The sequence below is a fragment of the Methanobrevibacter millerae genome, from assembly GCF_900103415.1.
GTDB classification, from domain to species: domain Archaea; phylum Methanobacteriota; class Methanobacteria; order Methanobacteriales; family Methanobacteriaceae; genus Methanocatella; species Methanocatella millerae.
In genome coordinates, this window is sequence record NZ_FMXB01000011.1 from 91,633 (window position 1) to 104,298 (window position 12,666).

General features: G+C 38.1%; 14 protein-coding genes. 7 read left to right on the top strand and 7 right to left on the bottom strand.

The window, feature by feature from the left end:
* Positions 1-11: 11 nt before the first annotated feature.
* Both porD and F3G70_RS07660 read right to left on the bottom strand, forming a co-directional pair.
* Positions 12-254, bottom strand: coding sequence for a pyruvate synthase subunit PorD (gene porD, locus F3G70_RS07655; protein ID WP_149732116.1), 243 nt, complete (start codon positions 252-254; stop codon positions 12-14).
* An 11-nt stretch (positions 255-265) separates the two neighbouring features.
* The gene (locus tag F3G70_RS07660) at positions 266-787 is read right to left on the bottom strand and encodes a pyruvate ferredoxin oxidoreductase subunit gamma (RefSeq protein WP_149732117.1); all 522 of its coding nucleotides are present in this window, start codon (positions 785-787) and stop codon (positions 266-268) included.
* 267 nt (positions 788-1,054) lie between these two features.
* On the opposite strand from F3G70_RS07660, the gene F3G70_RS07665 reads away from it, so the two are divergent.
* Positions 1,055-2,656: a dihydropteroate synthase-like protein gene (locus F3G70_RS07665; RefSeq protein WP_149732118.1), complete on the top strand. Its 1,602-nt coding sequence runs from the start codon at positions 1,055-1,057 to the stop codon at positions 2,654-2,656.
* 11 nt (positions 2,657-2,667) lie between these two features.
* Here F3G70_RS07665 and F3G70_RS07670 read toward each other — a convergent pair whose 3' ends face one another.
* Entirely contained in the window at positions 2,668-3,108 is a 441-nt protein-coding gene (locus F3G70_RS07670) for a 1,4-beta-cellobiosidase (RefSeq protein WP_149732119.1), read from the bottom strand.
* Between the two features lie 131 nt (positions 3,109-3,239).
* Here F3G70_RS07670 and F3G70_RS07675 point away from each other — a divergent pair, with 131 nt between their 5' ends.
* The 6 genes from F3G70_RS07675 to F3G70_RS07700 are packed head-to-tail and all read left to right on the top strand — an operon-like array spanning position 3,240 to position 8,001.
* Entirely contained in the window at positions 3,240-4,091 is an 852-nt protein-coding gene (locus F3G70_RS07675) for an AAA family ATPase (protein WP_394349325.1), read from the top strand.
* Between the two features lie 2 nt (positions 4,092-4,093).
* Positions 4,094-5,251, top strand: a complete 1,158-nt coding sequence (locus tag F3G70_RS07680) for a vWA domain-containing protein (RefSeq protein ID WP_149732121.1) — start codon at positions 4,094-4,096, stop codon at positions 5,249-5,251.
* An 8-nt stretch (positions 5,252-5,259) separates the two neighbouring features.
* On the top strand, positions 5,260-6,180 hold the full coding sequence (locus F3G70_RS07685; protein WP_149732122.1) for a TIGR00269 family protein: 921 nt from the start codon (positions 5,260-5,262) through the stop codon (positions 6,178-6,180).
* On the top strand, positions 6,181-6,384 hold the full coding sequence (locus tag F3G70_RS07690) for a MoaD/ThiS family protein (protein WP_149732123.1): 204 nt from the start codon (positions 6,181-6,183) through the stop codon (positions 6,382-6,384). It abuts the gene before it with no gap.
* Positions 6,385-6,387: 3 nt separating this feature from the next.
* On the top strand, positions 6,388-7,248 hold the full coding sequence (locus F3G70_RS07695) for a damage-control phosphatase ARMT1 family protein (protein WP_149732124.1): 861 nt from the start codon (positions 6,388-6,390) through the stop codon (positions 7,246-7,248).
* A gap of 9 nt (positions 7,249-7,257) precedes the next feature.
* Entirely contained in the window at positions 7,258-8,001 is a 744-nt protein-coding gene (locus F3G70_RS07700) for an NAD(P)-binding domain-containing protein (protein WP_149732125.1), read from the top strand.
* Here the strand turns inward: F3G70_RS07700 and F3G70_RS07705 are convergent.
* The 4 genes from F3G70_RS07705 to mer form a co-directional block, all read right to left on the bottom strand.
* Positions 7,982-9,262, bottom strand: a complete 1,281-nt coding sequence (locus tag F3G70_RS07705; RefSeq protein ID WP_149732126.1) for an adenylyltransferase/cytidyltransferase family protein — start codon at positions 9,260-9,262, stop codon at positions 7,982-7,984. The two genes, F3G70_RS07700 and F3G70_RS07705, sit on opposite strands and share 20 nt — an antisense overlap.
* A 29-nt stretch (positions 9,263-9,291) precedes the next feature.
* Positions 9,292-9,771: a DUF308 domain-containing protein gene (locus F3G70_RS07710; RefSeq protein WP_149732127.1), complete on the bottom strand. Its 480-nt coding sequence runs from the start codon at positions 9,769-9,771 to the stop codon at positions 9,292-9,294.
* A gap of 41 nt (positions 9,772-9,812) precedes the next feature.
* Positions 9,813-10,895 carry an archaeosine biosynthesis radical SAM protein RaSEA gene (locus F3G70_RS07715; RefSeq protein ID WP_149732128.1) on the bottom strand — a complete coding sequence of 361 codons (1,083 nt, stop codon included), beginning with the start codon at positions 10,893-10,895 and terminating at the stop codon, positions 9,813-9,815.
* A 111-nt stretch (positions 10,896-11,006) separates the two neighbouring features.
* Entirely contained in the window at positions 11,007-11,969 is a 963-nt protein-coding gene (mer, locus tag F3G70_RS07720) for a 5,10-methylenetetrahydromethanopterin reductase (protein ID WP_149732129.1), read from the bottom strand.
* Positions 11,970-12,666 lie beyond the last annotated feature (697 nt).

A 12,666-nucleotide genomic window follows, 5' to 3' on the forward strand; every position in this document is an offset into this window, starting at 1 on the left:
CATCACTCTCTTTATTCTTTTACCATTTCGATTGCGTCTGAAGGACATTCGTTGGAACAGATTCCACATCCTTTACAGTAATCGTAATCAATATCATGTTGTTTGTTTATACTAGAATCCGGACAGAAGATAATGCAGTTGTCACAGTCAATGCATTTTTCCTTATCCAAAACAGGTTTGAAAGTTCTCCAGCTTCCGGTTTTGTTGTTTCTAGTATTGCCGGGGTTTTTAATTACACATCCTATACTTACCATAATAATCACCCTCAGTCCATTTCATAAGCTTTTTTGGTAGCTTCTACGTTCAGCTCTCCGACTTTTCCAGGGAAGGTTTCCTTAATCACTTCAAGAAGTGATTCGATACTTACTGCCTGGGTTTTCTTAGCGAAATATCCTAAAATAATGGTATTTACAATGTTACGACCTAACATGTCCAGTGCAATACCTGTTGCGTCAATGCTGTGGACAGCATGTTCTCCGCTACCTTCGAAACTTTCAGTATTAATAGTAACTTCAGTATTGTCTTTAATTCCTGAAAATACATCTACTACATTCAATAATCCGTCATCTAAGACTAATACGTAGTCCGGATTATATACTTGATATCTTAAATCAATTGGCTTGTCATCAATTCTTGTGAAAGCCATAACTGGAGCTCCTCTACGTTCAACTCCAAAGAATGGAAAAGCCTGGGAATATTTGCCGTCTTTGAATGCTGCTTTAGCCAAAATTTCAGCAGCAGTTACGGCACCTTGCCCGCCTCTACCATGAAAACGAATTTCTATCATTAAATTTCCTCCATATATTTATCATGTATAATCATTATAAATTACAAAATATATAAATCTTATGTTATATTTTAATTTTGCAATATTTTTGTTTAATTCTCAATCTAATTTGCCTTTATTTCGTGTTAATTTGTTGATATTTATCTTTTTGATGAATAAAGAAATTTTTAAAGTGTTTAATCTGTTTTATTGATTTTAATGATATTTTTCTTTTTCAAAGATTTAATATAATATAATAATTATAAATAAATTCAAAGAGGAGTTATCATGAAGGTTCTAATCATAACTGGGGATTTGGCATATCCGTTGATAAAAAGTGTTGTTGCAGATTCAAATGAGGATGTTATAGTTCACGTTGCAGACACTCAGGTTGCGGCTTTTTTAACTCCCAACATGATCATTAAAGAGGTCAAAACTCATTTTGCCGATCAGCTGGATGAAATTGACCTGATTCTGGTTCCGGGCCTAATCAAAAAGGGCACCAGGGAAATTACAAAGGAACTTGGAATTCCAACTTTCAAGGGCTCAACCGACGGTGCGGATTTGGCAATGGTACTGAATCTGCTTGAAAACATCCAACTGTCTGAAGACAAGCCTGCGGATAAACTGATTGAAGAGGAAAAAAGAAAAGAGGCCTTCAAGATAATTGATGACTTTGAAAATGATGCCGAAACTATTGAAAAGCTCCTTTTAAAGCCCAATAACATAAGAATTGGAAAATTGCCTGTGGGCGAGGACTTCCCAATGAGGGTTTTGGCCGAAATAGCCAACGCTCCGTTTCTCTCAAAGGAAGCTCTGATTAACAAGTGCCAGTATTTCGTCGATTGTGGGGCCGATATGATAGATATCGGTATGGCTGCCGGTGAGGACTTCTCGGACAAGGTGCCGGAATTAATCGAAACATTAAGGCCAATCGTCGGCGACAGGCCCTTAAGCATAGACACCCTTAATTCCAAGGAAATCCTGGTCGCTGCCGAGCACGGAATCGATTTCGTTTTAAGCCTGGATTTGGGAAACCAATCCAAAGTAGCACCCACATTAAAGGAAAAGGGCATTCCTGCCGTTTTGCTTCCAACCAATTTCACGGAAGGTATCACTCCAAAAACTCCCGAAGAGAGAATTGAGTTCATGCAGCAATTGATTGAGGATACCGACGGATTGAAATACGTTGCAGACCTGATTCTCGATCCCGTAAACAGCGCAAGTATTGTGGAGTCAATCATAGCGTGCAGGGAGTTTCACAAGATTAACAAGGCTCCGATGTTTTTCGGCGTGGGAAACGTCACAGAATTGATGGATGCCGACTCCGGTGGAGTTAATGTGCTTCTTGCGGGAATAGGCATGGAACTGGGCGTCAGCATATTATTTACTCCTGAAGAAAGCGGAAAGACAAGGGGAAGCGTTTATGAACTGTCCACCGCATCAAAGATGATGTTTCTTGCAAAGCACAGAAAATCAATACCTAAGGATTTGGGAATCAACCTTGTAGCATTCAAGGACAAGCACAAAAGAAATGATATCATTGAAAACGAACTTGACGGCATTCCTCAGGCAAAGCTTTCAGAGCCATTGAAATTCGTCAGGGACAAGGCAGGCAGTTTCAGAATTAACGTCGATTATGGAACTACCGTAAGCGACAGCAAAATCGTTGCTACCCATTTCAAGAAAAATAAGGCTGATTTGGTAATTAAAGGCAGCACTGCTAAGGAAATTTATGAAGAAATAATAAAAAAAGAACTTGTTACCCGTATGGAGCATGCAGCTTACCTCGGAAGCGAACTTCAAAAGGCCGAAATTGCAATGATTACGGGTAAAGAATATGTGCAGGATTTTGAACTGTTCAAAAATCCTGATCAGTTTAAAAATTAAATATTTTGTTTTTAATCATCATCAACGATATTATAATCATGTGATCCTCCGGATGAGCTTCCTCCGCTGGATGAGCCTCCGGATGAGCTTCCTCCGCTGGATGAACCTCCTGATGAGCTTCCTCCACTGGATGAGCTTCCTCCGCTGGAAGAACTACTGGATGAACTTCCGCCACTATAATAGCTGCTGGATGAACCTCCTGATGAAGATGATGAGCTTGAACTTGAGCTTGGGCTTTGCTGTTGTGAAGAACTACTGCTGTCACTGGTTGAATTTCCCGTTAGCCAGGATAATAGGCCAGTGTCATTGGTGTTATTAGTATTCTTGGTGTCGTTTACGTCAGTAATATTATTGGTTGTGATGTCAGTACTGCTCGTGTAAACGAATGCGCCCATGGTTAAAATAATTATTGCAACTATAACTGCCAAAATAACCATATTGTCAAAATTCATTTTTCACCCTCCTTTTTATATTAGTAATATATTTAATTCATTAGCATATATATAGTTTTTTGATAAACTTTAAATTAAATTTAGGATAAAAGATAATTAAGTAAAAATATTTTTGGTGTATGACTTTGCAAATTGATGAAATAACTATTAAGGATATAGATAAAGCCCTTTCTAATGAACAATACGTTTCCAATAAGGAAATATCAACAACATTATACTTATCTTTTCTATTGGGCAAACCGATGTTGATTGAAGGTCCTCCGGGTGTTGGAAAGACTGAATTGGCAAAAGTTGTCGCAAAAACTTTCGACAGGGACTTTTTCAGGATACAGTGCTATGAGGGAATTACTTTCGAACAGATTGTCGGAGAATGGAATTATCAAAAGCAGCTATTGCATCTGGAAGCTGCTAAAAACCGGGACAATATGGAAGATACTATTTTTGAAGAGGAATACTTCATCAGAAGATCACTTTTGAACGCCTTTTTGAATGATAAGGATTCCGTATTGCTCATTGACGAAATCGATAAGGCCGATGAGGAAGTTGAAAGCTTTCTTTTGCAGGCTTTGGGTGAGCAGGAAATCACAATCAATGATTTGGGAACTTTCCAGCTGCAGAACGATTTGATTGTCATATTGACTTCCAATTCACAGCGCTCCCTTTTGGATGAAACCAAGGACAGGTGTCTCTTTTTATATATTCCATACCCGAGCATTGAAAGGGAAATACAAATCGTAAAATCCAAGATTCCCGAAGCCGATGACGAAACGGTTTCCAAAGTCGTTCAGATTGTTCACAATATCAGAAACCTTAACCTGCTTAAAAAGCCTTCAGTCAGGGGAACTGTGGACTGGGTCAAGTCAGTATCAAACCTGAAAACCAGGAATACAAAAGAAGCGATGAAGGAAAGTATCGGCGTTGCTATTAAAACCGAAAGCGATAAGAAACGCGTTATCAAAGATGTTCTAGAAAAGGAATACTAATTATGATCAATAAGATTGCCACTTTATCCAATCAGTTGAGGGAAGAGGGACTCCCTGTCAGCATAAGAAGCACCCATTCGGCCACTGAAGTCTATATGCAGCTTGGCGAATCGGATAGGGACTTATTAAGAACTGCCCTAAGAGCCATTTATGTTAAGGACAGGTATGACATCCCAAAATTCAACAAAATCTTTGAAGAGCTTTTCAAAAAGGAAAAGAAAGACTCCGAACTCGATGAAATCCAAAAGAGAAGCGACGCCTATAGGGGAAGGGGTCCAAAATCCAACAAATATATCATTAAAAAACAGAATACTGCTTATAAAAAGGTTCAAAAGGAAAAAATCAACAACGAAAAGCTGAGAATGCTGTCAGGCCAGCCGCTTCTTGAGGAAGTCAAGGAACTAGAGCGTGACGGTGAGCTTATGAACAAGGATTTAACCAAATTAAACAGGTTCGATCCAAGAATGCTTGAAATCTGTCAAAGGCTTGGAAGAAGAATAGCCAACAAGCGTTCAAGACGAAAATTCAGAACAAATTCGAACAAGATTGACATGCGAAGGACCATAAGGGCCAATTTAAAGTATGGTGGAGTGCCGGTGGAGCTTGTCAATGCCAAGCCAAGGCCACATAAGAACGAGCATCTCTTTTTAAATGACATAAGCGGCTCCTGCGAATGGATAAGCAGCTGGTTTTTCATGCTGATGTTTTCAGCCCAGACGGCGTTCAAACATTCAAGAACCTTTGAATTTGACAATAAGGTTATCGAGACAACCGACGCTTTAAAGGAAGAATACTTGATTGATTCCTTTGTAAAGGTCAAGGATTTGAGGGTAAAGAACATGATGGTTCATGGAACCTCCGACATGTACAGCGCCTTTACGCAGTTTCAGGAAAAGGCAACTCTTTCCAACAAGTCCTATGTTATTATTTTATCTGACTGCAGGGACTGGGCAGGACCGAAACAGCATGGAATACCTGCAAGCGTTCACGTGGTCGAAGAGATGGTCAGAGATTCCAAAAAAGTTGTAATACTAAATCCCGAAGACAGGAACAAGTGGGATATTGTGGACAGTTGCGTTTCGCTTTATCAGGATGCCGGAGCGCACGTATTTGAAGTTAATACGCTTAATCAATTAGCTCAATTTGTGGAGCAGATGTAGGTGAGATTATGGATTGTACCAAATGCGGTAATCCAAAAATTATAATTAAAAAGGAACAGTCAGGCCAGTATTTATGCAAGGACTGTTTCATTGATTCAATTGAAAAGAAAGTAATTAAAACAGTTAGAAAGGAAAAGCTACTGGATAAGGGAGATAAAGTTCTGGTTGCGCTTTCAGGAGGAAAGGACAGCGTAACCGCACTCGAAATCCTAAATACCTTCAGGCAAATGAACGTCATTGACATCTGTGCGGTAACTGTGGATGAAGGAATAGACAATTACCGCCAGGACGGCATTGACATAGCCATAAGGCACGCCAAAAGGCTGGGAATTGAGCATAAGGTAGTTTCCCTTAAGGATACCTACGGCATTACTCTTGATGAGATAATGCAGAAGGAAAATCATAGGGGATCCTGTTCATACTGCGGCGTTTTCAGAAGAACGTTAATTAATAAGGCCGCCCGTGAGATGGGAGCTACAAAAATAGCTACCGGCCACAATCTGGATGATGAAGTTCAGGCAATAATGATGAATTACCTGGAAGGAAATACAAATAACCTAACCAAGTTAGGTGCCAAGACCGAGTCCGAGGCGGAAGAATTCACGGTTAAAATAAAGCCTCTGCGTGAAATTCCCGAAAGGGAAATCGGACTCTACGTTGTTGCAAAGGAGCTTGAAGTTCACTTTGCGGGATGTCCTTACGCGCAGCAATCATTCAGAAAAGAGGTTTCAGAGCATATCAATCAGCTGGATGAGGCCCATCCGACAATAAAATACTCGACCCTTAGAGGCTACGATAAGATTAAAAAAGCATTAAAAGACGAGTTCAAGAATGATTATGCTCATGGAAGGTGTGAAAAATGTGGAGAACCTTCCTCAAACAGATTATGTAAAGCATGTTCATTTATAGAAGAATTGACTGGTGATTAAATGGAGTTTAAATTAAAATATAAAGATGAATTTGAAAGCAGAGAAATTCCAAAAGACGATTATACGATAAAGGATTTGATTGTAGATTTGGGAATGTCTTCTCAGACCATAGTATCCAAACAGAATGGGGAGCTGGTAATTGAGGATACTATAATTGAAGAAGGCGATAAAATCGAATTAATCCAAATCATATATGGAGGATAACCTTTGAAAATCAGCTATGAATGCGGCCCCTGCTTTTTAAGGCAGGCCCGTGAAGCAATGGATTTGTCAACGGATGACGAAGATTTGAAAATGGAACTGATGAATGACATTTTTAATTTTCTTGCCGTCAATTTCAAGAAGGGAACCAATTCAAACAAGACGGGTTCCCATATGCACAATCTCATAAAGCAGAAAACGGGATGTTTCGATCCATATATTGAGCAGAAGAAACTGGGAAACGAGCTAGCGCTGAAATACCTGCCCATTGCACAGGAGATTTTAAGGGAAAACGACAGCCTGGAAAACCGGGTTAAGATAGCCATTGTGGGAAATATCCTGGATTTCGGAGCCTTTCAGTTAAGTGATGATATAGAGGTTTTAATCAAAAACGCCCTAAATAAGGATTTGGCTATTAAAGACATTGAAAGCTTTGAAGAGTCCCTCAAAAAGCATGACAAGGTTTTGTATCTTGTGGACAATACCGGCGAGATAGTCTTCGATAAGCTGCTTTTGTCTGAAATTAAAAAATATGACCTCGACATTACCATTGCGGTCAAGTCATACCCTATTTTAAACGATGCATGTATGGTGGACGCTATCGATGCGGGTCTTGACGAGTTCGGCGAAATCGTTGAAATAGGAGCCGGAACGGTGGGATACGTCGACAGTGAAATCTCAGAGGAATTCAGGGAAATATTTGAAGACCACGAATTCATAATATCTAAAGGAATGGGCAATTATGAGGGATTGACTGAAATCGACCTTTCAGATAAGGATATCTACTTTTTGCTCTGCTCCAAATGCACAACAATTTCCAAGGATATTGGTGTTAACTTACAGGACATGCTTCTTTTTAAAAAATAATGTGATACTATGAATATTGCTTTCATCGGATTTGGAAAGGTTGCATCTACTTTAGTTCAATTAGTCAACTCACCGGACATTACTTTCTTAACCTCTCATGAAAAGAGATCAAAAGATACGATGGATTTGATTAAAGAATCGGAGGTTAAAGACTGTCCCACATTAAAGGAAGCAGTTGAAAACGCAGACATTGTCATATCTGCAAACTCCCCGTCAAATGCCGTTGAAGCTGCACTGGAATATGGTAAGTACTGCAAAGGAATATTTCTTGATTTGAATAACATTTCTCCTAAAACGGCTTTAAAAATAAACGATTTGACAGAAAATTTCGTTGACGGAGCCATTATCGGCAAAATTGACTCCAAAAACCCAATTCTATATTTATCCGGTAAAAATGCCGATAAACTACTTTTTTTAAATGATTTCTTAAGCGTCAAGGTCATTTCAGATAATGTAGGTGACGCATCAAACCTTAAGCTTTTAAGAAGCAGCTATACCAAAACCCTCTCTGTATTGCTGATAGAAAGCTATAGGCTTGCAGAAAGCCTGAACCTGGAAGATGAATTTTTTGATATCCTGAAATTAACGGAAGGTGATGACTTTAAGGAAAAATCACTTTCAAGAATCAATAACACATTAAAATCTACAAAAAGAAAAAGCGAAGAGCTTGAAGAAATACTTGATTGCTACAATGCTCAGGATCTGGAAATGGTTGGGGCAGCGTTAAAAAAGCTCAGGCAATTTGAACATTGATTTTATATCCTTTCTTGCCCTTTTCGGTGATTCCCTTAACCGGAATGAAGTGGGAATCCATAATGTATCTCAGATAGGTGACTTCACGTGCGGGAAGTCTTAAGTTTGTTTTAATCTTTTTGCCTTCACTTTTAAGCTGAACGGATATCTTGTTGTTCTTGTCGATGTACAAATCACAGTCAAGGCCTTCAGACATTATTTTAGTCTCAAAACGGGTCAGATTAAGTCCCGCATGAATGTTTAAAGGCGCATCATCAACTTTAATGTTTCCGTTTCTAAACTTTTCATTCGCCTCTCGGGCGCTCATGCCTTCATCAATCTTTCCGGAAACATACCATGCACGTTCAATTACTCTTGAAACATTCTGCATCGGCGGAATGACACCTTTTGATTCATAGCTTTTCATCAAATCCATTACTTCTTTTTTGCTCACGTTCATTTCAATGGCGCTTATTGCAAGGCGTGTCATTACAGGCCCGTAATCTGATCTTCTGAATGCTGCCCAAACAGATTCGGGATTTGAATAGACTCTTTTTTTAATTATCTGGTTAACGGTTTCACCATTTAAATAAGCGATTTTTGAAAGGTTTCCTCTTGAATAAGTATTCATTCTCTTATAAATGTCTGCCCAGTTGCGGTCCAGATTAACGTTATTTTTTGTAATTTCCTCTTCAAGAATCTCTACCGTTGATTTGGGAAGCAGCTTTTTAATTTCAGGAGTTATGGTATAATCATTATCAATAATGGACTGTCTTATCAGACGGCCGGAGTATTTATCCTTATCAAGCTCCTTTACTATGTGGAATTTCAGTTTGGAGCCTAAAAATTCATTCAGGGCATACCATCTTATCTCATTTCTGTTGGTATAATTCTTTGGCATTCCAACGAAATTGCCTTCATCGATAAACTTCTGTGCTTTTTTAGCTATTTCATCAAGTGAAATACTTGCAGAGGTAATGTAGTCGGTTCCCCCATCTTCAATCATCTGATTAAGTCTGATGGGAACGCTGTAGGATAAGACTAACCTGTGGTGAAGTCCTTCAAATGATTTTACCTCATCAGCGCCCAATGCCAATGCCATTCTGCTTCTTGCTTCAAAATCTGTGAAAAAGGGTGCGTGGTTTGCACTGAATCCTTTATTCAAATAGACAACTACCTTTTTAGATTCCTCATCTGCAATCTTACGGGCTTCTTTAATTAACTTTTCATGTCCCTTGTGGACAGGATCAAAATCTGCACTTATACATATCAAGATAAACACCAAAAAAATAGAAATTCAGAGATTATTGTCTAGTCCAATAATCTCAATATGCCGCTTAATACTAGCCATATACCAATTAAAGTACCTAAAATAATTGGATTTGCAACGTAAGTTCCAATGATTATGTAACAGACACCCAAAATAATTCCGGCTATTCCAATGTAGAATCCGAATTTGGATGTACGGTTGTTTACCAATGAAACGACTCCTGCTATAATCAATATGATTCCTGCAAGATATAACGTTATTTCAGCTAAAAATCCAAACAATGCAGGGTTAAATATTAATCCAATACTGATTATAAGGAGCACCACTCCCAGGGCAAGGTCTATAATGGAACCGTAAGTGTTGTAGTCGATTATTGAAATTCCCATTATCAATGCGTAAATTGAAATGAACAGGACGGATAATCCTATTATTGCATTGGTGGATATTACCCCAAGGATAGGAAATGAAATAATCATTATTCCAAAAATGATGGCCAGCAAACTAACAATATTTTTTTTCATTAAAAATCCTCCAATTAATAGATATTGTAATTTTATATTATTTAATATAGTGGTATGTGCTTTATCTTAACTTTTGACTGGTTCATGTCAGCATTATTGACTTCTGCCATCCATTCCTTTTTGCACTCGCAATCGTATTCGACAGGGCTTTGAGCCAGATTGCACCTGATTATCATGTGCTTCAGGTCCTTATTGCATTTTTTGCAGTTGTACGGGCCTCTCCTTGAACCGAATCCTGAAGTATCTAAAAGTGCCGGAATTGCAACTTCCCTTCTGACGGTGTTGATGATTTCAATGCAGCTCCAAATCCATGGAGGCTGGTAGGCGCCTTTTCTCCAGAATCTTTCAATGACGGTTCCGCTGTGAATTGTTGCAGGACAGAATGAGAGTCTGTCAACGCCAATGCTTTCACAGTCCTTAGCGGTTTGAATTGCCTCATCTATCGCTTCGCTTTCACTGATTAATATCGGTTTTACAAAAATATAGGCTTTGGATTTAATGTTATAACCTTTATTGTCCCTTAAATCCTGAATCAGCTTAACGGCGTTTTCAAAGTCCTCAAAGGTAAAGCCCTTATTGATTTTGTTTAATCTGGTGTAATCGTTTGAGGTTTCAAGACCCATGCTTATTTCAAAGAGTCTGTCTCCGATAATGTCAAAAATGCCGTCGATATATTCTTCCTTAACATATTCTGGACGGGATTCAACGATGATTTCACGAACGTTATCCATATTTGCCAGCGTAGTCATGATTTCATCGCGTGCTTCAATAGGAAGTTCGTAGGGATTCAGAAAGCTTCCGGATGCAAAAAGCTTAACGGCTATTTTGTCTTCGCTTTCAATGTCGAATCTTGATAAGTGATCGTTGAATATGTTTATTATAGTTTCAGTGTCAATAGGCTCAAGCGTACAGTCGGAGACATAGCTGCACATTGTACATCCTCCGCTGTCTCCCAGTGCCCATGCGCATCCGGGAGTTGGCAGGATAATAAATAACGTTTTTGAAATGCCGTCATAAGTCAAATCATCATTATACCAGCTTGCACCAACTTGCTCTGGAGTCTTCGGCTCTTTTCGCTCAAAGGCTCTATTTCTAATTTCTTTACATAAGTTTTCAATTTCCATTATAATATATTATGGTGCGTTGGTGTAATTAAAAATTATCGTTGAAAATGGTATGTTAATAAGTTGTGTATATCTGATTTAAAAAAATAAAAAAAGAAAGAGTAAGCAAGTTTAGAAACTTGCAATTACGTCTCCTAATAATTTAATGGATTCTTCTACGTTTTTACCAACAGGGGATCCTGCTACGTATTGAGTTACACCCATTTCAGCTAAGCCTTCGATCTTAGGAATGAACTCGTCAGGAGTACCACATACGGAGAATGCGTCGAGTGCTTCATCGGTTACAGCACCAATAGCTCCACCGAAGTCACCTTTAGCTAAGAATTCACCCATTTGGGTGTTGAATCCTTCAGGTAATCCGTGTCTTTCGATAACTGGAGGTGGTGATCCTGCTGCAATAAATGCAACAACGATTTTAGCTGCGTTTTTAGCTGCGTCAGAGTCAGCTCCGATGGAAGTTGCAGTGTATGCACCAACGTCAAATGCTTTGTCTCCGCCAGCTGCTTCGATACCTTTTTTAATCATAGGCATTGCTGCTTCGTAATCTTTAGGGTTAGATGCGTTAATTAATACACCATCAGCGATTTCTCCAGCGGTTTCTAACATTTTAGGTCCTTGAGCACCCATGTAAATAGGGATGTGTTCTTGGACAGCTTTTGCTCCACCTAATGCTGCACCAGCTTCGGTTTTTCCTCCAGATAATAAAGTGTTAATGTCAGCGATTGCTGCTTTAATAGTGGATACAGGTTTTTCCCAAGCGATTCCTAAAGCATCGAAAGTTGCTTTGTCACCAGGACCAATACCGAAGGTTGCTCTTCCTTCTGAGATTTCGTCAATAGTTGCGATTGCGGAAGCAGAAATTGCAGGGCTTCTTACGTATGGGTTGGTTACACCAGGACCCATTTTAATGGTTTCAGTTGCGTTTGCAATTAATGCTAAGGTTTCGTATACGTTTTTATTGTTGTAGTGGTCTGTGATCCATGCGTATTCAAAACCGACGTCTTCTGCTAATTTTACTAATTTTACTAATTCATCTAATGGTATTTGAGGTACGAATTCTATACCGAACTTCATATTTTATCACCAATTAAAATATTAGTATTGTAATATATAAAGTAATTTTTATTTAATTTAATTAGAAAGTTTTAAATATGTCTTATTTTTAGAGTGAATTTTATTTATAAATAAGCTAATTCCGATTTTGCAGTATTACTAATTTATTTTTTTTTAATACTTTTGATTTTGTTGTACTCCAATAAAACAATCTCCAATTTCAAATTTTTTATTCAGATTATTGTCTTTATATTTTAATGTTTAACACTATTTGTTTTCAAATAATCTATATTTTAGTTAATAGATTTTAATTTAATTTATAAAAATTTTTTGCAATATATTTTAATTGATTTTGTCAGTTGAATATGTCTGTCTATTAGATGTGCTATGTGTTTATGGCGATGACCTAAGCCGTGTTGTATCTTTACAATAAATGGCTATGATGGTTGCTTTTCCGCATGTAGCTATAATTTATCATGTTTTGATATTAATTGTTATTCATTAATTCATAATGTGCTTTCGTGAGTACCCGAGATTTTCGGGTATGATGTTGGTTTTGTAGATGTGGTGAAATTTGGTTATAGAAATTTTTATGACTGATTTTGTGTAATTACTCGTCTATATTTTTTTAGCGTACTTCATAATACTTATTATTATGTCTGTTATGTGTTCAATTCTGTTTGATCCTGGCAGATGCTACTGCTATTGGGATTCGATT

Excerpts from the sequence above, each read along its gene's own strand:
- porD (WP_149732116.1), bottom strand. The coding sequence starts at position 254 with ATGGTAAGTATAGGATGTGTAATTAAAAACCCCGGCAATACTAGAAAC.
- F3G70_RS07660 (WP_149732117.1), bottom strand. The coding sequence starts at position 787 with ATGATAGAAATTCGTTTTCATGGTAGAGGCGGGCAAGGTGCCGTAACT.
- F3G70_RS07665 (WP_149732118.1), top strand. The coding sequence starts at position 1,055 with ATGAAGGTTCTAATCATAACTGGGGATTTGGCATATCCGTTGATAAAA.
- F3G70_RS07670 (WP_149732119.1), bottom strand. The coding sequence starts at position 3,108 with ATGAATTTTGACAATATGGTTATTTTGGCAGTTATAGTTGCAATAATT.
- F3G70_RS07680 (WP_149732121.1), top strand. The coding sequence starts at position 4,094 with ATGATCAATAAGATTGCCACTTTATCCAATCAGTTGAGGGAAGAGGGA.
- F3G70_RS07685 (WP_149732122.1), top strand. The coding sequence starts at position 5,260 with ATGGATTGTACCAAATGCGGTAATCCAAAAATTATAATTAAAAAGGAA.
- F3G70_RS07690 (WP_149732123.1), top strand. The coding sequence starts at position 6,181 with ATGGAGTTTAAATTAAAATATAAAGATGAATTTGAAAGCAGAGAAATT.
- F3G70_RS07700 (WP_149732125.1), top strand. The coding sequence starts at position 7,258 with ATGAATATTGCTTTCATCGGATTTGGAAAGGTTGCATCTACTTTAGTT.
- F3G70_RS07710 (WP_149732127.1), bottom strand. The coding sequence starts at position 9,771 with ATGAAAAAAAATATTGTTAGTTTGCTGGCCATCATTTTTGGAATAATG.
- F3G70_RS07715 (WP_149732128.1), bottom strand. The coding sequence starts at position 10,895 with ATGGAAATTGAAAACTTATGTAAAGAAATTAGAAATAGAGCCTTTGAG.
- mer (WP_149732129.1), bottom strand. The coding sequence starts at position 11,969 with ATGAAGTTCGGTATAGAATTCGTACCTCAAATACCATTAGATGAATTA.